The following is a 20,536-nucleotide window of genomic DNA, read 5'->3' on the forward strand; positions in this document are numbered from 1 at the left end:
GTCTAAATATCCCCTCGGTTCTCAAAATCCGATTCCCAGTAGTCAAAACCGCGCAGGTAGGCGGTCTTTTCGTAACACAGGCAGTACTTGGAGACCGCCGTAAGCTCGGCCGCGCCCGGCGGCACCATATCGCGCACCAGCTGCGGACAAAACTCGGTAAACTTGACCTCCATCACCAGCTTGCCGGGCTCCAGCACGGGCAGCGCGGGCAAGGTCGCGTCAAAGATATCAAAGCTACCCACCGCGGCACGCACGTTCATGTCAAACGTAATGCGCACGGTGCCCTCATCCATCACCCACGGCTCGCGCTCGTAGTCCACGATGGTCCGCGGGCGCATCATGTTGCAGATACACTCGATGTAGAACTCGCGGCAGAGTTGGTGCGGGCTCCTCAGCAAAAAGCCGTAGTCGCCAGCCAGGATCTGCTCAAACTCGCCGCGCGTGAGCGGCGCGTCCTCCTTGTAGATCCAGCTGCCGTACTTCTTTTTGCGCTCGAGCTTAATCACCCTGTCGCTGCCGTTATAGATGCGCACGCGATACTTTTTGCGCATGAGAATACCGGCGTCTTTTTCCTCGTAGGCCGAGTTGCAGTAGTCGTCAAAGTACAGGCTGCGAATGGTGTAGCCACCCGAGCGCGCATGCTTGTCCAGTTTAAAAACCGGCGCCATGCGACAGGCAAGCGCGGAGTGCTCGCCCTCGTTAATGAGATATTTGAGCTCGTGGCGATAACGCTCCTGCGTGGCACGCGCAGGCGGGGCCGCCAGGCGCTCAAGCAACGCGCTAGCCCTCCTCATACGTGTCCTCCACGACCTTACCGCCGTCTTGCACGTAAAAGCACTTCATGCCGTACTGCTTGCCATCGTCGGTCACATAGTAGTCAAACGCATCTTGCGTATAGCCGTCGGAGTTGGTGGCACGCACGCGCACAAAGTACTGGCCGGTATCGGGCGCATCGCACGTTACCTCCGGCAGCAGCACGTCCTCGGCCTTAAAAAGCACGTCATTGATGGCGTAGTCGCGCGCAAGCTCGACGGTATAGCGAATATCGCGCGCCTCAAAGTCGTACGCGGCATCCCAGTTCACACGCAACTTGCCGTTTTCAATCTGCGGCACGCCAATGTAGAACGGCATGGGCTTTTTATAGCTTTCGCAATAGCTCTTGTAGTTTTCCTCGATCTCGGAGGGAATCGCCGCGGCAATCTGCTCGTATTCGTCTTTGGTAACGGGCAGGTTATCGAGGTCGGGCGCGGAAAAGACAAGCGACTCGGTCACTTCGCGGTAATGTTTAATCATCTTGGCCAGACGCGCCTCGGTCAGATACGAGCGCAAGTCCTTGACGGCACGGTCGAGTTCGCTGCGGAACGACTTGCTGCGCAACGCGCGGTTAAACAGCACGTTGCCCCAGTAGTTGCTCACGCCGCGCTCCCAGCTCGCATAATCCGAGAACCCCGTCAGGCTCAACTCGAGCTTGCGCAGCATGCCGTCGTTATCCCAATCCAGGATGTACCAAACCTTGGAGTTAAGCGGGCTGTACAGATAGCAGTTACGGTTCTGCGTGTCGCAGTTGCCCGTCAGAATCTGAAACGCCAGCCAATAGACCAGGTTCTCGGTATCAAAGTAGGTGTCGAGCACGTCATCGATCTTTTGCGATTCGTCGTTGAGCGCATCGAGCATCTCGATGAGCTTGGTGTGGTCCGAGTCGCCCTTAATCTCGAGCATGCCCTCAAAAGCCGCCTGGTTATAGTCGGGGTCATCGGTGAGCTTAATGGTGTCCTCAAAGCGATGGAAATCGAAGCTGTTCACCTTATACAGATGCCCGCTCTTATCCAGACCGTGGGCCTTGAGCGCCGTCTTGTTGAGCTGCTCGACCTGCGTAAACAGACCGTAGTCTTCAAAGGTGTCGTTGGATTTTTCGGTCTGGTCGCACACCCATAAGTGCACAAACTGCGTGCGCAGGCCCATCATCTGGGGAATGCCACGGATCAAATCGTAGGCCATCTTGTTACGAAAGCGCATGCCCTCGCCCATATGCTTGTTGAGCGCAATCGCGCGCTGCTGACGCCACGTGCCCTTGCCCTTTTTGAGCTCCACCTTGTAGTTCTTTTGCGTATAGGTACTCGACGTCTGACCGCGCACTTGCACGGTGGCGTTGGGGGCCTCCTCGCCATAGCCCACCTCGCCAGCAACGGGGCCCTTATCATCGCCTGGCTGCAGCAGGCCCATAACCTGATAGCGTGTCACGCCCATGTCGGCATAGTCGTACACCGAGTACGTATTGATCTCGGCCCAGCTGTGGTCGGTGTTCTCGGAGCTGTTGCCTCGCGAGACCGTTAGGTACATGGTCACAATGCCCGAGTCGTCGTAGACCTCGTACAGTTCGTCCTTATCGCGCAGGTGCTTGGCCTCTCCCGAGGCCTCGGCCTTGTTAATCTTGCCCTGCTTCTTGGCCTTTTTTGTCGAGGATTCGTCCTGCGCAGAGCAGCCCGAAAGCAGCAGTGTGCCGGCAGCCGCCTCAATCAAGCGGCGACGCGATATCATCCTATCGGTCATCAGAACCTCCCCAATGGTTGCGATACACACGGACCACCGTGCGTTCAAACGCGCCATGTGGCTCGCCCTTATGGCGGGCTTCCTCATAGCGCCGCTCGGCACGGTCGAGCAAGCGGCCCAGCTGTGTAAAGCGACCCGTCTTGTCTGTCGCCACCATGGGCTGTTGACTCAGAATACGATACGGCAAGTTGGCAGTATAGGTGTCGAGTCGCAGCAGCGCCACGATAAAAAACACCGCCGCACCCAACAAAAAGCCAAAGCCGTAAAACTGCTGCGGCAAGAGCAGCGACACGGCAGTCGCCAGCCCCGCCACACCGGCAAACAGGCCCGAGGCCAGCACGGCCCCCTTGTAGTCGGTAAAGTACAGCAAGATGAGCATCACCGTATTGCCCACGGCATACAGGCCATAGCCCACGCACAGCGTGCGAAAATACCCGTGCATAAGACTGTTAAAGCCCAGTGGCAGGGCCGAGAGCACCGTGGTCTCGAGCGAAATGACTGCCGCCGTCACAAACAGCTGCTTGAGCGCGCAAAAGCGCAGTTCGCTGTTGAGCGTGGAGAGCATCTCCTCCTCGGCCACCACGATGTCGCCCACTACGCCGCCGTCGTTGAACAGGCTGTAGTAGTCGCGGTAGCGCGGATAAAAGTTGACCTCGACCGAGACCACAAAGTTGACGGTCGTGACCAGGATCGTCAAAAACGCGATGAGCGCCGGAACATCGTGGTAGGGCGCGCCATAAAACAAGCCCTTGACCTGCACGCCAATGGGGCCGGCCCAAATAATTACCAGGTGCGCAAAGAGCCCCAGGTTGGTAAACAGGCCCGTGAGCGCCAGCGACATAAACTGATCGAGCCAGCGCAAAAAGAGCCAGGGGCTGCGGTCGCTCTGCGGAAAATACCGGTACAGCAGCACCACGTCCCAGGCGAGCATGACGCCGTAGCCCAGGGAGATTGACGCCAGTAGGCCCTCGACCGGCGGCAGCCCCAGCGCCAGCGCAGCCAGGGCGCACAGGCACACCACGCCAATGGCAGCCACAAAGCTGCACAGAATGCCACGGTAGTCCTTAATAGCGGTGAGGTAGTTCATGCCGTTCCAGTTGACGATCATAATGTTGAACAGCCACAGGCACAGCAGCCCCTGCAGCAGCGTGGCGCCCGAGAACAGCAAAAAGACGCCGTAGAGCGCCGTGCCCGTAACCAGCATGATGGCGTTGGAACCCCAAAACGAGGGCAAGACCTCTTCTTCGCGCTCAGCGAAGAGCATGTCCGCCAAAAAGCGCGTGACGGGCATGGAGAAAAAGCTCGTGAGCGTAAGCGACGCCAGCAGCGTATAGGTCACCATGCACACCAGCAGATCCTGGTTGGCGCGGCCCACACCCCACAGACCGCACAGCACCAAGATGCCCACCTGGAGCAGCACGCCCAGCAGCATGGGGCCCGTGCACACAATGCCGGCGTAGCCGTAGGCGCGCATCGTGGCAAACAGACCCTTGCGCCTAAACAGGCGCTTGAGCTCAAAACCGATTCCGGCCACCGGCTACTCCCCCTTTCTGGGCAAATCATACGCACGCGCCGTCTCGTCGTACAGCGCGCGATAGTTGGCGAGCATCTGATCGTGCAAAAAGTACGTGGCAACGCGACGCTGGCCGCGCTCCCCCATCTCGATACGGCGGGCACGGCTTGCGCACATGCGCTCCATGGCATCGGCCAAGCCCTTGCGATACATAGGCGGCGTCACAAATCCCGCCACGCCAAAGTCGTCGCCCGGGGCGCCTTCGAGCAGCTCACGGCAGCAGCCCACCTCGGTCGTTACGCAGGGACGACGCGCGGCAAGCGACTCCAGCACGCTGAGCGGCTGGCCCTCGGAGATGCTCGTCAAAATGGTAAAGTCCAGCTTTTCCATGTACTCGACCACGTTGACGCGGCCGGTAAAGATCAGGTCGCGCACGCCCAGGGTATCGACCAGCGCATGGCACTCGGCGCCGTACTCCTCGTCGTCCACGCCGCCCATGATATGCAGGCGCACCTTAGGGACGCGCTCGTGCAGCTCAAAGAAGGCATAGATCATGGTCTTGACGTCCTTGATGGGCGCCAGGCGCACCACCGCGCCAATGTCAACCCAGCCGTCATCAGGCTTTAAGGGAATGTCCTTAAAGCGGTCGAACTGAATGCCATTGGGAATGACCAGGCATTTGACCGCATCGCAGCCCATATCGATCTGCGTCTTGCGTGCATTGTGAAACAGGCTCGTCACGCGAAAAGCGCGACGGTAGATCTCCTCCGAAAGCAGGTAGAAAAAGCGGATCCAGCGGTCCTTAAACGACGGCACCACCCAGTCGGCGCGAATAATCTCTTCCTCGCGCTCGCGCGTGTAGATGCCGTGCTCGGTGAGCAGCACCGGCGCATGGTGAACGCTTGAACCCAAGCAGGCGAGCAGGCCGCCGTAGCCGGTCGAGATGGCGTGATACACATCGGCCACCGGCACCTCGCTGCCCAGCAGGTAGAGCACGGGCAGCAGCATGGAGCGCATGGTATGGAATGCGTCGGCAAAAGGCGTGTAGGGATACTCGGCCAGGCACACGTCGCGAAAGATATCCATAAACGTGCGGCTCTGCAAAAACGAGAGCGGATGCACGCGACGACGCTGGAAGATATCGAACAGCACGTCCCAATCCGGATTGGAAAGCGACACCAGGCGGCGCAGCGCCTCGCGCTCGCGGTCGTTAAAGTCGGCCTCTTCCTGCTCGCCCGAAAGACGCAGGGCGTCGTCCAGAAACACCTCGTGCACCTCGACAACGTTTTTGGGCAGCTCGTAGACAAACTTGCCGCGGTCGGCCGCATGCGCGCCGATCACCCACAGCACAAACTCGTGCTCGAGCATGGCCTGTATATAGCCATGCATCCAGGTGGACACGCCACCGTGCACATAGGGGTAGCAACCCTCGAGTACCAAGCAGATTCTCATTTGTCGCTACCCTCCTTGCGCGCAATGGTCACCGTCTTGTCCGTGGCTTTGACCAGGTACAGGTCGCCCGTCAGATGCGTAATCTCGCCACCCGTGACTGCACCCGGCTCGCCGTTATTGGCGCGGAACATGAGCCACGCCTCGTCGTGAAAATTGCCCAGGTTAAGCGTCCAGGCATCCGCATCTGTATCCACGCTCACCGTCACGGACGAAAAGCGCTGGATGGCGCCCGAGCATTCCGAGCCGGTCTGGCGACGCAGGTCGGGCGCAGACTTGGTAAGCCAGTCCAGGTAGTCGGTCAGGCCGCCCTTATAGATCTCCCAGCCTTGCCTGGCGCCGCGATCGGGATCGAGCAAGTCGTCCGGGTGCATAAAGTGCGTACTCACATAGTGCATGTTGAGCTCGGACACGGCAGCCAGGCGCATATAGGAATCGTCGACCATGCCGCCCGAGACAATGCGCGGCTGCTCCACGATGCCATCGCTCGCCACGCCAAACTCCTGCACGTACGGAAGATCCGTACCATCCTCAAAATACGTACTGGCGATGGTCTTAATGCGCGGCACGTCCTCGCCAATAATCTTGCGAGCGCGGGCCGAAAGGATATTTGACGGCGGCACGTAGACCGAACCGTGCGCGTTGGGCAGCACCTCGTCCTGAAAGGCGATAAGCTCGTTGAGCGATGCAACAAGCGTCTCCTTGTTCTTCCACGTCTTGTAGTCGTACAGCGTGCCATAGTCGGTGTCCCAGAGCGCCAGCGGCTGATGGTTGTAGCCGTGAAAGCCCAGCTCTCCGCCCATCTGCAGCAGCATGCCGCCAAAGTAGCGGAACTGCGTGGTATCGGCCTGGCGCGCGGGCTCGGTCTGGTTGACCGCGTCCTCGTAGTTTTCGATCATCACACCGGTAAAGCGAATGCCGTATTTTTGCGCGAGCTTTTGCAGATCGGGCCACCAGACCTTGGCATAAAAGTCGGCGATGGAAAGCCCGTAGTCGCGCTTGATGTAGGTGCCGTCGCCCGAGGGCACGGGGCTGGGAAAGTCGTCCAGATAGAAGACGGCACTGTTGATGACCGGATAGGCCGTGGCATCGCCGAGCAGGCTGATCGCCGCGGCGTAAAACCCGCGCATGACCTTGTCGTAGATACCGATATTACATACCACGGTGCGTCCGCTACCGCAGTCATTGGACCAAATGAGCGGGGCGCCCGCATCGCCGGTCTTAGCCCACACACGCGCCGTCTCGCGCAGCGAAACCGAAAGCGACGAATCAAAGGGGTCCGAGAGCCCGTAGCGCTCTCCCCCGCCCAGCATAAAGTCCTCGCTCGGCACAATGCTTTCGGCTATTACATAGTCGTATCCGGCCGATTCAATACCAAGCTTGGGAGCAATCACCTGCAGATAGCTCGAATTATCCGGCGGCATGGCGAGCATAAGCGAACCGCCAGCACTCACCCAACTCATAATATCGGTCAGGTGCGTACCGAGCCCATCGAGCGACGGCATGAGCAGAATCACGCGATCGAAGGACGTCAGCGAGGGAATGGCATCCGCGCCGTCCAGGGCAAGGTCCACGTCGCGGTGCGCGATCTTCATGTCGAGCAGAATCTGGTCGAACTGCTCCTTTACGTCCTCGACGCCCGTCTGATCGGAATCGGTAATGACCAGGCACGTGGGCTTTTGACCAAATATTGCCGAGGAGGCCGGCACCGCATCGTTGGCGGCAAGCATCCCCAGCTTATGCTGGCCCGCACTGTACTGCACGCCGGCACGCTCCACCAGCAGCACGGCGGCCATGGCAATAAAGACCGCCCACACCACGAGCAGGCCCATCCAGCGAAAATGGCCCGCACGGTCGCGGATATGCTGAACCACGCTCATCGGGCCTCCTCCCCGTCGCGCCAAAAAGCCAGCTCCTCGCGGTTGGCGGCGCTCAAGTACACATGCTGTTTGTCGATCGCATCGATCACGCGGTGGACCTCGTCACCGTCGCGGCGCATCACGGCCAGGCGCAGGCAAAGCATCCAAACCTCCTGCTCCTCGGGCGCGTCGAGCACGAGCTGGTCGGTCACAGCCTGCGCCTCGTCGATCTGTCCGACATCGGCCAGCGCCGTCGCATACCGAATACGCAGCTCAAAGGTGTCCTCGCGCTCGCAGCGGCGCGCAAGCAGACGTGCGTACTGTTGACGCTGAATCTGAGCCACGCGTCCCTCAGCCAAACCCGAGTCTAAATACTCACCAAGAAAATCGCAGTATTCGTTGAGGTTTTGCGCGCTCGGGTCGGTCTTAAAGGCTCGCTCCAGCTGTTGCAGTTTAAGGTCGGACTCCTTGGAGATCTGCGCCACCGCCGTCGCGGCATAGTGCGCCACCTCAACGTCGTCGTTCAGCTTAGCCGCCTGCAGCTGCGCCAGGTACGCATCGGGCTCCTCGGTAAGCATGGAGAGCATGAGGCGGCGCCGGTCTGCCGGGTCGTTGACGATGAGCGCCTCCTCGAGCGGGATCACGCCCGCATCGGCTTCACGGTCGTGCACCAAGATGCTGCGATGCAGCTCGTCGTTAATGCGCAGCGACTCTAGCGTGGCGTCCTTAAGGTCCGCGCCAAACACGGCGCTACGCGTGATAAGCAGCACCACCAGCAGCGGTCCCCACAACGGCACGAGTACCATCACGGCCAGCATATGCCCGCGCACCGGCAGCAGGCCCAACTTCATAAGCGTCCACAACACCAGACAAACCAGCGCATGAATCAGCAGCAAGACGGCAGCAACGACAAGCGAGATCAAGCGACATCCCCCTCACCGTCACCGGTGTCAGCGATGTGCTGCAGAAGCGCCACGATGTCCTCGCCGTCGACAGGCTCCACCGCAATCCGCTTCGCCCTCAGGCGCTCGCGGATAATGGGCAGGTCGCTCGCCTTTGCCTGGCGCATAAGCAGGTAAAGCACGTCACCGTCGACCAGGCCCGCCGCATCGCTCTCGCGGATTGCCAACCCAATTGCGCCCACCAGCTCGCCGACAGGCTCCATGCCCGGCACCACGCGCAGGAGCAAAAAGCTGCCCATCTTGCCATCCGACAGCGCCTGCTCGGCCGCGAGCTCTTGACCAAAGGCCGCCTGCTTGAGCACGCACGTGCCATCGACGCAGCGTTTATCCTGCGCCACCGCCTCATAGTCAAAGGCACGGCCCAGCGCGCTTTCGACCAGTCCGCACAAGATGCGGAACAGGTTTTGGTAATAGAGCGTCATTTGGTTCTCGGCCGCACGACGCACAAAGATCAACACGGCGGGCGCCCCGTCGCGCTCGATCGTATATCCAAACATGGGAAGCCCCGGCGTCAGCTCGCGATTGACCCACAGGTTCGAACGACCCCCGCCGCCCAAAAGGGGTGCAAGTTGCTCAAGCGTGAGCGAGCGCGTGGCGTCTTCGGCAATCACGGGACTCGCCGCCACCAGACGTGCAAACGCCCCGCCCGAAACGTGGTAGATCGTCACCGAATTGTTTTCGAGAATCTCACCCATGAGCTCACAGCACTTGCGGTAGATGTCGCGCGGGTTGAGCACGTCGAGCTCTTGCGTCACGGCAAAGATCTTGCCAAAGCTATCGTGACGCCCCACAATCTGGCGCTTGTAGGTGCGCTTGTCCTCGATAGCATCGTGATAGAGCTGCGTGAGGAACGTATTGCGATTACGCACGAGCTCGTTTTGGTCGCGCTCCATCTTAATGGCCTCGCTGTTGCGCAGCTGCACGTAGCCGCATACGGCACCCACCACAAAGTACGCGATAAACGGCAGCCAGTTGGACGGCTCGTAAAAGAGGCCCTGGAAGGTATAGCCATACTGGGTAAAGTAGCTCACAGCCAACCCAACCGATGCCAGCAGCGCCGCAACCAGACCAAAGTCCAGGCCATACAGCGTGCCGATGAGCACGACGTAGAGCAGGCGATAATCGAGCACGTTGAGCTGGGCAGATTGCGAGAACAAATACTCCAGCACCTCGAACAGGACCCAGGCGACGCCCGTCTCCAGGCATTTAATAGGCAGCGTGTGCATCTGGATGCGGTCGATGGCGGCGCGCAAGGGGTTGACCTTCCCTGCGCGGCCAGCATCCCAGCGAGCATGAATGGTCGAAAGATCACGAAACGGGTCGTAGCGCTGAAACCAGCCATAGCGAACGCGAACGATGTCGCTGACGGGCAGGGCATAGCCGGCAGAATCGCCATAGGCAACTGAGAGCCCTGGGAACAGCGCCTTGAGGGCCTCGCCCACCTCACCTGACGTGTGATGGAAGGTATCGGCAACATCGAGCGTCTCAAAGGAGGCGTCCCAGCTGTCAAAGATGCGATGCACCAGCACCGCGAGTTCCTCGGCACACAGCAGCGGAAACGGCGCGTCCTCCGCGCCCTGCAAAGCGACCGATCCGGTTGAGCACGCGTCGAACAGCGGCACCAAAAACGGATCATCCAGCGCGGCAGACGCGGTACACAGGAACGGCACGCGCAGGATCTTGGTTTGAACGCCCTCGCGAGCAGCGTAGTAGCGGCACAGGTCGTTGGCTGCGCGCGCGATAATGCCCTTGCCCGTTCGCCCCGTGGTATCGGCGGCACCCGAGGCACCCGCGGGCCCCGCCACATACAGCAGCTGGACCCGGCGACCCGCGCACGCACGAAAGACCGAGCGCAGCAGCTCGATATCGCCCACGATATCGGTATGCGGGGTAAGGTAATTGGATAGGTAGACCACGCGGTCGAACTCGTAGGCCTGCTCCAAGTGCTGGAGGAGCTCATTCCACGAGGCATGGAGCGATGACTCGTCGCGGCGCGCTTCCGCGGCAGCGACGACCTTAACATGGTCCCCGGGGAACGCCTTGGCACAAAAGTCATCGTCAACATATGCGGTGTTGCCAACAACCAGCACCTCCATGGCGCACCCCTCCCCTGAATTCCACATTTGCCATAGTCAAACACGCGTATTGTACGCCGTCAACGCGAGCCAGATACAGTTTTAAGGCTGTATTAAGAACTTTTTTAGAGGATGTGGGGACATCGAGGGTGCTAAATAAGCGCTCAATCCGGAAGTGCTGGGAAAATCCGAGATCTGCCGACCAAGCCCCGGTTTTGAGCTTCGGCGACCTGCGGTTTTGTTAGTAAAAAACGGTGCGTACTCGGGGAGTCTTGGTTTTTCCCGCACTTCCGAAATGCACGATTAAGCCCACTGCCCTAAAGCGAAAACACGACAACATCTAGTAGTCGCGGATACATCAAAGGGCCCGTTGATCAAAGTTCGTAATTCTGCAATGTTAAATACTAGATAAGCGATTAATAGTGCGGATGTCCAGAGCGAGCAGCTTGCAAAGAAGCACCTCCAGCCCAAAGAGATCGAGGGCGTGAACTTAGCAACTCATTCGAACATTAGCGACCCAGAAATTCATTTATCGTATTAAGAAATCCCTTGATATCCATACTGTAACTGGGGTAAGCCTCTTGAAGACCCTTCAAAGACGACACCTTGACAAGGAGCACGTCTTGCAAATCCTTTTTCATTTCTTCTTGCCGCGTATACAGTTCATTAGTTCGCAGGTCTTCATAATCGTCATAAATAAACAGATCGGTCTTTTGCTCCCCGTAATCAACACACATCAGGCAATAAGCGTTATCGCTAAAGTTGCCGCTTGTTGCAACGACGCTCACAGAGCCAGAGCATGCCGCAAGACGATCTAGCAGCTTCAGCTTATTATCCAGTTCAATTATTTCGCTACGCAGTTCATTAAGATTTGCTGACACAGAAGGTACTAAGGCAGCATTCTCTTTTATTGCTAGCACGTTTGAAATCAAAGCGAAGATGCGCGCCTCGTCTGAAGAGCCTCTGTCGAACTTGAGACCACTTCCACAAACGACATCGTATGTCTCAAGAGCGGTTGCCCACTCATGCTGCAGCCTGGTGCGGATCTGTATCTCACAATACAAGTCCTTTAAGCCCGTCAGCGAAGAATCATGCTGGCAAATCAAATGTAGACTTCGATATCCATTTTTCTTGGGTTGGTGAATATAATCCTTGATACCAGGCATGTTCTTGTTCTTCAGTGCGGCCTCGAGGCCATCCTTAACAGCAAACACGCGGTCGTTGTCGCTAACGATAGCCCTGCATCCTGCAATATCATGCATCTGATTCAGATTCATGTGCAGTCCCGGCCTTTTTAACTTGCCGATAATTGTGTCGTACCTCTTTAATCGGCTTACACAAAGCGCATCAGGATCAAGGCTCAAGGCTGTCGTTTTTAGAAGGTCATGATAGAAATCAAGTATTTCCTGATGAGCCTCCCTCCACTCCGAAACAATAACATTTGCCTCTTTAACTTTATCCTCAGTGGCATTGATATCGCGAAGAATAACACCAGCCCGTTTTGCCATATTTTTGGAGAGAGGCCTCATTGATACCACCTAGGCGATTTGAAAGACGGGGTTTTCACAAGCCGGCGAAGAGTAGTAGCTTTTGATCGAATCCTTGGAGATCACACTGGAGCAACGCTCCCCATCTCCGATATCTCCCCTTGCATTTTTCCAAGGGGCTTCTTCATGAGTAAGCTTGCTCAATTCATCGCCATCATATTCGCTCAAAATCGAAAGAACCTCATCGACTGATTTCCGCTCGTTTCGAGTGAGCGATACAAACTGATCCGATGAGCCCAAATCGCCAGGACCAACAATGAATCGACGACGATGCAGGGCAAAGAGATCGGGGCATACTGGCCCGTTGGCCCATGCCTGAAAATCGCTTTCAAACAATGGTGCATCGAAATACACAAGCGAATAAGCTTGAGAGTAGAACGTCAGCTTTTGCAGCTTCATCGTAGAGACAAATCCAAGTGAGTCCAAAATGTAGTTAGCAACAACGTTAACCGTAGTCATCGATATCTCCTCTCAATAGTCCCTACAACACCTGTTTTAAATACTGAATTTTATAGTAAGTCTAAAAACCTTAAATGCGCTCTGACGCATCTATATCAAGTCTAGATACCATGAAATTACGTTGAGAAAAACATACAGGCCCGTGCGGACAGTAAACAAGCGCAGCCCTAACGTTCATACAGAAACCTGTGGGCATATCAATAGAATCTTCTGAAAACAGTTCAGGACCAATACGAAACATGACTTCGTAAACGGGAGCCCCTCCGATATCCCTAATAACCCATGCTGACAGACGACCATCTGGAAGATCCCGAATCTTATTACTTTCGACCGAAGCGTTTAATTCGAAAACGATCGAGCGCATAATTAAACGAAATAATAAGAACTAACGTCATCGTATAGATAACGAATTGATATATTTCAGATGGCGGATCAGACAGATAGCCTACAAAGACCACTTCCATGACGACAACAGTAAGAAGCGTACATAATCCGATAAACCCCATTCTTCCCACGTCAATGCAAAAGACACTCCGATACTTCAAGAGCAAAAAGGCTGCGACAGCATAGATAGCAAGGAGTGTGATTAAACCTGGTATTAGATTCCAACAAAAGAGGGCAAGAACAACGGGAAAGGTCCAAATGGCATTCCCCGCCGCATCTGAATCCATAAACGTATAGCCTTTATCCCTCATTCCGTTTCTCTCCACGACAAGCTGGAGATAACTTCTCAATATCCATCCTGAAAATGATGCAAAATAAATAATGAACAATCGGTCGACAGACCACAAGGAATTATCCCCAAAGGCAAGCGTAAGGATGCGCGAGGCGACCGGAAGGGCCGCAGAGGTTAAAACCGTGATCAGGACATCGGAGGTTTCAAGCCCACCGTCCCTGCCCTCTCGGGACTTGTTAACCATCAATCTCCCAACACAAATAGAAATCAGTATAAGCTCAAGCACGATACCACTTCACTGCGTATGCAAAATAGCAGGTCTAGGCATTGTTAAACACTTAAAGGGTAAAACCTACGGATAAAAGTTAGACAAGAAGAAACCTACCGACCCTATTTACAGAAGGAATAAGACCGAAACACAACCCTAGTCCACAGAAAGAAGGCAGCCACCATGAAACGAGTCGATGAGGAACCCACGCCGGAAGCGATTGAAGACGGTCTTACTCAGGACCCCCTTCACCGCAAGAGAGAAATTGAGGACTTTCTAAAGATGCTCATTGCGGTTGAGCCACCGTACACCTTTGTTATTGACGCGCCTTGGGGTTCTGGCAAGACATTCTTTGTAAAGCAAGTAGCGAGAGTCCTGCAAATGGCAAATCCGACTCTCGACCCCGATTTAGAGACGCTTAACGCGACACTAGGAGAAACCGCAACGGAGCTCCCCGCGACGCCATGTCTGCCCATTTATTTCAACGCGTGGGAAGACGACCATTTCGACAATCCGATCTTGCCTATATTGGCCTCTATCGCTAATGCCGCAGACGAACAGAGCGTCAAGGGAGGAAAGGATTTCGGTAAGGGAGTCATTAGCGTGATAGAAACCGCCGCCTCCATTATCGGATACGGCGTTGACATTAATGGCATCATTGAAAGTTTCAGCGGCACTGATTTTCTCGAACAGTACAAAGCGGAAAAAGAGCTTAGGAGCAAAATTGGCGAGCTCATAAAGAACCATCTGCCCAAGATAGCCAAACGAGCCATCATCTTTATCGACGAGCTCGATCGCTGCCGGCCCGAATTCGCCATAAAGGTACTCGAGCAGACCAAAACCCTGTTTCAGCAAGAGAACATTGTTGTAGTTTATTCGACCGACATTACGCAGCTGGCCCATTCCCTCCAGGGTGTATATGGATCAAGCTTTGAAGGAAGAAAATACCTCGAGCGCTTCTACGACAAACGCCTCGAGCTAAATCCGATAAAGCCGGCCGAGTACCTTCTGTATAAAGGCGTTAATACAATGGATGGATATACCTTCATGGATATAACCATCGATTTGCTCAGCTACAAACAAGCCTCCCTACGAGCCTGCAACAGACTCGCCGAACCCATAGCAAATCTCTTGGATTACATCAGTAAGCACAATGAGTATTTTGGAGACACAAAGCTCCAGTGTTTCCAATACAACTGCCTACTGCCCGTGTTGAACATTCTTGCCTACTACGAACCCCTTGCTTGGCACGAGGTGAAGACGGGCACAAACTATTTTGCAGTGTACGAGCTAGCAAGCCACAGCGGGCTCTTTGTGGAGCTTCTCGACGAGGCAATTGAAAAAACTTGGGGAACAAGAAAAGGTGAGCTTCCCTACCATCAAGAAACCGAGTGTAGGCGAAGCCGTTTTATTGAAGACGTTTGCGCCGCTATCTATTCCGCTAGTAACACCGATCCGCGTATTCGGGAACTGTGCGGCATCGACCTCGACATCTCGCCACACTGCAAAAAGCTGTTCCAGCGCCTGGCCCCGCCGTCGGCAGGCGAGTAAAATCACCTCACGCTAACGCACCAAAAAGATTGTCTATCAAAAGGGCCGGGAAACTTTCCCGGCCCTAAGAACTCAGCGAATGTCGCGCTATTCCTCACAGGCATGGCTACGCAGGCGCGACGGCAGCAATATGTCAATCTCCTCCGGCTCAAATGATTGATGTCCGTTCTTTAGCCTTTTACGGGCTTTCTTGTACACCCTGTCGCTCGTCCTTGGCGCTTCTGCATATATTTCGGCTTGCTTCTCAATGAGCAAGTCGCGGCATCTGCGGATTTCTCCAACTTCAAGATCATCAAAATCCGTAAGCAATGACTCATAATCCTGAAGAACGACCCAGAGTCGATTGGCACAACGCACATGTTCTTCGGCCTCCTCCGGCAACTTAGAACCGCGAGTATACAGATTTAGCCCAAGCGAGGAGGCGGAGGTAATGGAAGCGACGAAAGCTCCTATTCCAACTTGACCAAAAAAGACGCTAATAACTCCACAGGTTGAAACAGCAGTTAAAACTATCTGGCCGATGGAAATACAATTGGCTAGCATACGTTTAAGAGTCGCCGCTTCCTGTTGCGTCTGATAGGTGTACGACAGCTTGCCGTAAGATTCCTCAATCTGCCCGCGTAGCCGCTCCCTAAAATCCAATCTATCCAAAACAACCTCCTAGCACGCCATTTGGCGAAGCGCCTTTCCGAGGCACTCATAACTTTTGGCTGTATCGATAGCCTGCTGGCTACCTGGGCTAAAAAGTGCGAACGGCACCGAGCCTTGCTGGGAAAGGCGATTAAACTCATCCAAAAGTAGCGTCTCATATGTACCTGCAGGTGCGGAGCCTTCCCCATCCGTCCAATGCCAATCACCAATCGCGGAGAATACGAAACTATCGATAACGATGCCGGACAACCTATAGCTTGAGAAGTTGGCGGCGTGGACATTTCGAATATGCTTGCAAGTGTCGAATAGGAGTCCCCTCGAGCTTGCGTTTTTCTCTTTCATCGCTTCCTGCTCCGCCTTGGGATCAGTTGCAAGCCATCGACCGCCCATATGAGTATCGGGGTAGTCGTAACTCACAAATGATCCCCAACAGTCCACGTGCTCAAATGCCGGAAGAAGTTCAAACTTCATTCCATCCGAGAATCTGACAACGACAACCTGACCATCACCCTTAACATCAGTCGTAGAGTAGCTCTCGGAAACTGCGGATTTTACAGCCTGAAGCAATCTTGATTGTCCGTTCCCCCTATACATGTCATAACGCTCGTACTCGCTCCGAGGAAGGGACAGCAATACGTCAAGATCGCTATCTGTTGTTGCAGTACCACGCCCATAAGAACCAACATACAGTGAATGTGCCGTCTCGCTGTTGGAATTCCAAAACTCCGAGTTCACAGCCTTGGTAATCCGTTTGTACCTTTTGGAGATCAATTCTCTCTTTGCAGATTCAACGCCAACGATATTCTTCTTAACTCGGTCCATAAGCTTAACAGCCCCACAATCTACTCACCGACAAAACGACAGCCCAGGTCATGCCACATGATTAGCAGCGGCACTAATCCATTGAATCAATTTTACCGCCGCAACCCCATGCGAACACAAGTACTCCTATTAAGGCCATTCATATATAACTGCCACGCTACATCGAAAGAACCACCGTCAGCAACTAAAAGGGCACCGGAGCCCATGTCGACCCTGGTGCTCTGTGCAAAATCATGGTGCTCGTCATTGATCAACAAGTGGATATTTGCATCAAAGCGGCAGCAATACGCAGGCCGCGAGTCATCGACACTAATCTAGCTGAGGCACTTTGTATATCTCGACCGCATAAGGGAATGCACCGGCCAATAGCGCCGTTCGAACCGATTTAACCGTTAGTCCAGTGATGACCCCAGCGAAAATAGCCACTAGCAAAAGCACTAATAAATGCTATCAGTACGACCGATCGTGTAGCCAACCAAATTCTAAACCGAGCAAGAACACCGATGACACCCACATGAGGTCTTGCGGCCAAATAACGAAAGAACATAATACGCGCCCAAACATGCGCCGGGATGTTCGGCGCGCCCGAGGGGGGTGTTCCCCGAAGCCCGTCACCAGCGCTGCACGGTGGATTTCCGCTTCAACGTGCTGGGGAGGATTCCCGTGACCAGGCGAAAGGCCATGGCGTGAATGTTAAAGACGATCCACGCGCAGGAATCGCACGAGACTGCGGCAGGAAGGCCGGGGAGGCGGAGGAGGAGCGATGTCGATTAGACCCAGAGCGGCCGCGAGGCCGGTGCACGGCGGGCGCGCCGAGACGCTGGCCTACACGGAATTCCCGCCCGAGCACTGGCGCCGGATCAAGACGAACAACGGAATCGAACGCATCGACCGCGAGACCAGGAGGAGGACGAGGGTTGTGTTTCGTCAAGAGGATTTGAGCAAAAAGAGCATCGGAAATTGAGCAGCCTGAGCATCGGAAACGCGCACGCTTTTTGAGCGGCTAGCCCTCCTGCATGAGGGCATGGCGGACGCGGTAGGACTCGCCGCGGAGCTGGACGGGCCTCCCGTGGTGGACGATGCGGTCGATCACGGCGGCGGCCATCTGGTCGTCCCCGAACACCGACCCCCACCTGCTGAACTCCAGGTTCGCGGTGATTGCCACCGACTGCCTCCCGCATGCGTCGGCGAAGACCTGGAAGAGCAGCCTCGCCCCGTCCGCGTCGAGCGGGAGAAACCCGAGCTCGTCGATGACGAGCAGGCGGGCCTTGCCGATGAGCGCGGCCTCCCGGTCGAGCCTCCCGTCGTCGCGGGCGCGCCTCAGGCGCATCACGAGCGAGGACGCCGTGAAGAAGCGCGCCTCGAGCCTCCTCTCGCACGCCAGCGCGCAGAGGGCCGACGCCATGTGCGTCTTGCCGGTGCCGACGTCGCCCAACAACAACTTCAGGAACGCTCCACCTGCGTGTGTCCAAGCGCCGCAGGCGATCACAACCCCGGCGAGCACCAGGCACGCACCATTCCGGCACGAAGGTCCCACCAGACGCCCTTACCTTAATAGCAAGGAACCCGGACCAGCAAAGCGACCAGGAACATCACTACCCAAGAAAGGAAACACCATGCCCAACAGCAACATCGCATACCTACTCAAGTTCGCACCCAAGGAAGCGTACATCGACGACTTGATAAACGGTCGCCTCTACATGAATGCGGCCGGCTACTACCATGGCCTGCCTGGCGAGCAGGGCGATCCGCTCGAGGCGTCCATGGCCCCCGGGGTGTGCCTCTACGGATATACTTGCCTGCCCATCTACTGCATATACACGGTCCGCGAGAACGATATCGTCGACAACACCATGAAAATCCCGATACGCATGATCCAGCAGTTCGGAGGCGCGGACGGGTGGATCGGCATTGTGCAGTACGACAGCTTCGCGAGCCTCGCCGACAGACACACCACCGACGACGGAAGCATCTACGCCCACGGTCCCGTCTCCTACGGCGTCCCCGGGCCAAAACTGATCCGCGAGATCTTTGAGGGCATCCCGCACAATCTCGTTATCAAAACGCCTAGGTACGCATATCAAAAGGAGTATCGAATCATCGGGTCGCGTCCGGTCGAATGTCGCCTTTTACCAGACGAGTATCACCCAGGCTGCAAAATCGAAAAATACGCCCATGCAGAGCTTGACCTAAGCAGCAGCCTCGCGGACTTTTCCTGGAAGGCTTCGGTCCCGAGCCTCGAAGAGTCGCAAGACGGCCTCATGCTGGAGCTCCCGCATCGCGTATAGCCAACGAAGCGCGGGCGGAACGCCACCAATGGCCAACGTCCCAACAGCCATCTACCCTCTCCCCTCCCCAACCTTCCCCAGATAGTTCGCTGATGTTGACTGGGGTTCCCGTAAAATAAACCGCAACAAAATATGTGCGGAGTGCTGGCCTGGGGCTGCCTTCGGACCCTATTGGCTGCTCACCGAGAGGCTCCGCTATGAAACGATCCCTTTACTACCTGCTCTGCGCGATCGCGTGCACTTCCATGGTCAGCGCGACGATGCTATGGCAGCCATCGCAGAAGCCGTACAGCCTCAGGCAACAGCCGAGCAGCAGGCGCAGGCCGACGCCACGAACAGCGACATAGGCAAGGCTGAAGACGGCGCCAGCACAAATGCGACAGCAGATACCGTTGAGGACAGCACCGCAACATCCACCGGCACCAGCGCAGCCAACACGGAAAGCGCTGACGACACCACCGCCTCAACAGGCGCCCCCGCCCCATCCCTCCGAACCCAGACCAACCCCACGCCCGCGGCAATCTCCACCGCGTCACAAACCGGCTACGCCCACTCCGTCACCGCAAGCCAAAACGGCGTCACCTTCACCGTCTCGTGGAACGACGCCCCCGCGGGCACCGCGACGACCTTCCACGTAACCCAGACCAACGGCTCGTCCCAAGCCAAGGCGCGCATGGACGTGCCCACCTATTGGGACGGCGGCAGCCAGGAAAGCGTCTGCGACCCGTCTCGCCCGACATGGGCCAGCTACTGCAGCCTGGGCACCGCGGGCCACGTCTTTACCTTTGACTTCACGGCATCGGGCACGTACCGCATCCACTTCTACTTTATGGACAACGACAGATACGACCCCCAAAACGACAATGGGATCTACTACCTGCGCACCACGGCAGAGGTGACCGTAAACGACGCCGCCCGCCCAAGCGTCACGCAGATCGTCAACAACGCCGTGGACCTGTGCAGGCAAGAGACGAACGGCTCGGAATACGACATGGCGCTGTGGCTCCACGACTGGACGCTCGACCAGCTGGAGTACGACCACAGCCTCAACTGGTGCTCGGCCGAAAGCGGCCTCACGCGCCACCAGGGCACCTGCGAGAGCTACCAGCGCATCTACTCCAAGCTCCTTGACGCCGCGGGCATCGCCAACGGCCGCATCACCGGCAACGGCCACACCTGGAACGCCGTAAAGATCGACGGCAAATGGTGTCAGATGGACCTAACCTGGGACGACACCAGCGAAAACTGGTACGGAGACCTGGACCAGCGCCATCTGTACTTTGGCCTGACCGACGAGCTCATGGCAATCGCCCACTCCGACCACACGGCAAACTACAAGAAGGACGGCTACGCCTACCGCTCAACCGACCTGTCAAACAATTACTTTGTGCAAAACGGCAAGGCCGATGAATGGGCCGAGAAGTATGCCGACCGAATTCAGCAGCACTTGGATGCCAAGGAAGAGAGCTTTTCCATTGATGCTGATAACCAGTCGTTCCCGCCAAGCATTTCGGGGATTCAGAATGGGATTGTTGCGGACGCGATGAATCTGAGGGAGTGGAAAGTCCAAGGAGCCAAGGTTGATCTAACGGTGGCATCTAACGTCACGAAAGAATCGAGCAGCAAATGGAGCGCTAAGTACGACCTGAAAGCTGAATACAAAGCAACCGCATTAGAGAAGGTCATCGACGACGGCCCCTACCGCCTGGCCTCGGAGATCGACCGCGGCATGGCTGTAGCTGCCACGGGCTCGGGTGTTTGTGTCAAGCTCGGGCTTTCAATTGAGGCAGCGGTTCTTTTCACACGTGGCAAGGAAAGGTTTCAGGTTTGGCAAAGGCGTGCCTCTTTCTCTCTTTGGCTTTGCCT

The 20,536-nt window shown here is 56.3% G+C and carries 16 protein-coding genes and 1 pseudogene; 4 read left to right on the forward strand and 13 right to left on the reverse strand.

The window, feature by feature from the left end:
- Positions 1 to 2: 2 nt before the first annotated feature.
- From ACTQ05_RS06155 to ACTQ05_RS06200, 10 genes are all read right to left on the reverse strand, one after another.
- Positions 3 to 794, reverse strand: a complete 792-nt coding sequence (locus tag ACTQ05_RS06155; protein WP_427728731.1) for a polyphosphate polymerase domain-containing protein — start codon at positions 792 to 794, stop codon at positions 3 to 5.
- Positions 781 to 2,550, reverse strand: a complete 1,770-nt coding sequence (locus tag ACTQ05_RS06160) for a CotH kinase family protein (protein ID WP_441538348.1) — start codon at positions 2,548 to 2,550, stop codon at positions 781 to 783. The genes ACTQ05_RS06155 and ACTQ05_RS06160 overlap by 14 nt, the downstream gene beginning before the upstream one ends.
- Positions 2,540 to 4,084, reverse strand: a complete 1,545-nt coding sequence (gene pelG / locus ACTQ05_RS06165) for an exopolysaccharide Pel transporter PelG (RefSeq protein ID WP_441538349.1) — start codon at positions 4,082 to 4,084, stop codon at positions 2,540 to 2,542. The genes ACTQ05_RS06160 and pelG overlap by 11 nt, the downstream gene beginning before the upstream one ends.
- A 3-nt stretch (positions 4,085 to 4,087) precedes the next feature.
- Positions 4,088 to 5,515, reverse strand: a complete 1,428-nt coding sequence (pelF, locus tag ACTQ05_RS06170; protein ID WP_441538350.1) for a GT4 family glycosyltransferase PelF — start codon at positions 5,513 to 5,515, stop codon at positions 4,088 to 4,090.
- Complete coding sequence (locus ACTQ05_RS06175; protein WP_441538351.1) at positions 5,512 to 7,392, reverse strand: DUF2194 domain-containing protein; 1,881 nt, start codon at positions 7,390 to 7,392, stop codon at positions 5,512 to 5,514. Before ACTQ05_RS06175 ends, pelF begins: the two co-directional genes overlap by 4 nt.
- Positions 7,389 to 8,294: a hypothetical protein gene (locus tag ACTQ05_RS06180; protein ID WP_441048829.1), complete on the reverse strand. Its 906-nt coding sequence runs from the start codon at positions 8,292 to 8,294 to the stop codon at positions 7,389 to 7,391. The genes ACTQ05_RS06175 and ACTQ05_RS06180 overlap by 4 nt, the downstream gene beginning before the upstream one ends.
- Positions 8,291 to 10,429: a DUF4118 domain-containing protein gene (locus ACTQ05_RS06185; protein ID WP_441538353.1), complete on the reverse strand. Its 2,139-nt coding sequence runs from the start codon at positions 10,427 to 10,429 to the stop codon at positions 8,291 to 8,293. Before ACTQ05_RS06185 ends, ACTQ05_RS06180 begins: the two co-directional genes overlap by 4 nt.
- Positions 10,430 to 10,917: 488 nt before the next feature.
- Complete coding sequence (locus ACTQ05_RS06190; RefSeq protein WP_441538354.1) at positions 10,918 to 11,937, reverse strand: RelA/SpoT domain-containing protein; 1,020 nt, start codon at positions 11,935 to 11,937, stop codon at positions 10,918 to 10,920.
- A gap of 9 nt (positions 11,938 to 11,946) precedes the next feature.
- Positions 11,947 to 12,414, reverse strand: a complete 468-nt coding sequence (locus ACTQ05_RS06195; RefSeq protein WP_441538355.1) for a Panacea domain-containing protein — start codon at positions 12,412 to 12,414, stop codon at positions 11,947 to 11,949.
- A 320-nt stretch (positions 12,415 to 12,734) separates the two neighbouring features.
- On the reverse strand, positions 12,735 to 13,334 hold the full coding sequence (locus ACTQ05_RS06200; RefSeq protein WP_441538356.1) for a hypothetical protein: 600 nt from the start codon (positions 13,332 to 13,334) through the stop codon (positions 12,735 to 12,737).
- A 207-nt stretch (positions 13,335 to 13,541) separates the two neighbouring features.
- Here ACTQ05_RS06200 and ACTQ05_RS06205 point away from each other — a divergent pair, with 207 nt between their 5' ends.
- Entirely contained in the window at positions 13,542 to 14,909 is a 1,368-nt protein-coding gene (locus ACTQ05_RS06205) for a KAP family P-loop NTPase fold protein (protein ID WP_441538357.1), read from the forward strand.
- Between the two features lie 87 nt (positions 14,910 to 14,996).
- Here ACTQ05_RS06205 and ACTQ05_RS06210 read toward each other — a convergent pair whose 3' ends face one another.
- Both ACTQ05_RS06210 and ACTQ05_RS06215 read right to left on the reverse strand, forming a co-directional pair.
- Positions 14,997 to 15,560 carry an SLATT domain-containing protein gene (locus ACTQ05_RS06210; protein WP_441538358.1) on the reverse strand — a complete coding sequence of 188 codons (564 nt, stop codon included), beginning with the start codon at positions 15,558 to 15,560 and terminating at the stop codon, positions 14,997 to 14,999.
- A gap of 9 nt (positions 15,561 to 15,569) precedes the next feature.
- Positions 15,570 to 16,382 carry an SMODS domain-containing nucleotidyltransferase gene (locus ACTQ05_RS06215; RefSeq protein ID WP_441538360.1) on the reverse strand — a complete coding sequence of 271 codons (813 nt, stop codon included), beginning with the start codon at positions 16,380 to 16,382 and terminating at the stop codon, positions 15,570 to 15,572.
- A 560-nt stretch (positions 16,383 to 16,942) separates the two neighbouring features.
- Here ACTQ05_RS06215 and ACTQ05_RS06220 point away from each other — a divergent pair.
- Positions 16,943 to 17,304: pseudogene (locus ACTQ05_RS06220) on the forward strand (transposase); the annotation flags it as partial.
- An 81-nt stretch (positions 17,305 to 17,385) separates the two neighbouring features.
- Here ACTQ05_RS06220 and ACTQ05_RS06225 read toward each other — a convergent pair.
- Complete coding sequence (locus ACTQ05_RS06225) at positions 17,386 to 17,886, reverse strand: ATP-binding protein (protein ID WP_441538362.1); 501 nt, start codon at positions 17,884 to 17,886, stop codon at positions 17,386 to 17,388.
- Positions 17,887 to 17,998: 112 nt separating this feature from the next.
- Between ACTQ05_RS06225 and ACTQ05_RS06230 the strand changes: the two genes are divergently transcribed.
- A complete protein-coding gene (locus tag ACTQ05_RS06230) occupies positions 17,999 to 18,670 on the forward strand; it encodes a hypothetical protein (RefSeq protein WP_441538363.1) in 672 nt (223 codons plus the stop codon).
- A gap of 265 nt (positions 18,671 to 18,935) precedes the next feature.
- A partial coding sequence (locus tag ACTQ05_RS06235) for a transglutaminase domain-containing protein (RefSeq protein ID WP_441538365.1) occupies positions 18,936 to 20,536 on the forward strand: 1,601 nt, incomplete at its 3' end.

Source organism: Collinsella sp. LCP21S3_A9 (assembly GCF_052118785.1).
Taxonomy (GTDB): Bacteria; Actinomycetota; Coriobacteriia; order Coriobacteriales; family Coriobacteriaceae; genus Collinsella.

What these genes read in the sequence shown, in the direction of transcription:
- ACTQ05_RS06155 (WP_427728731.1), bottom strand. Translation starts at nt 794, where the DNA reads ATGAGGAGGGCTAGCGCGTTGCTTGAGCGCCTGGCGGCCCCGCCTGCG.
- ACTQ05_RS06160 (WP_441538348.1), bottom strand. Translation starts at nt 2,550, where the DNA reads ATGACCGATAGGATGATATCGCGTCGCCGCTTGATTGAGGCGGCTGCC.
- pelF (WP_441538350.1), bottom strand. Translation starts at nt 5,515, where the DNA reads ATGAGAATCTGCTTGGTACTCGAGGGTTGCTACCCCTATGTGCACGGT.
- ACTQ05_RS06175 (WP_441538351.1), bottom strand. Translation starts at nt 7,392, where the DNA reads ATGAGCGTGGTTCAGCATATCCGCGACCGTGCGGGCCATTTTCGCTGG.
- ACTQ05_RS06185 (WP_441538353.1), bottom strand. Translation starts at nt 10,429, where the DNA reads ATGGAGGTGCTGGTTGTTGGCAACACCGCATATGTTGACGATGACTTT.
- ACTQ05_RS06190 (WP_441538354.1), bottom strand. Translation starts at nt 11,937, where the DNA reads ATGAGGCCTCTCTCCAAAAATATGGCAAAACGGGCTGGTGTTATTCTT.
- ACTQ05_RS06195 (WP_441538355.1), bottom strand. Translation starts at nt 12,414, where the DNA reads ATGACTACGGTTAACGTTGTTGCTAACTACATTTTGGACTCACTTGGA.
- ACTQ05_RS06200 (WP_441538356.1), bottom strand. Translation starts at nt 13,334, where the DNA reads ATGGTTAACAAGTCCCGAGAGGGCAGGGACGGTGGGCTTGAAACCTCC.
- ACTQ05_RS06205 (WP_441538357.1), top strand. Translation starts at nt 13,542, where the DNA reads ATGAAACGAGTCGATGAGGAACCCACGCCGGAAGCGATTGAAGACGGT.
- ACTQ05_RS06215 (WP_441538360.1), bottom strand. Translation starts at nt 16,382, where the DNA reads ATGGACCGAGTTAAGAAGAATATCGTTGGCGTTGAATCTGCAAAGAGA.
- ACTQ05_RS06230 (WP_441538363.1), top strand. Translation starts at nt 17,999, where the DNA reads ATGCCCAACAGCAACATCGCATACCTACTCAAGTTCGCACCCAAGGAA.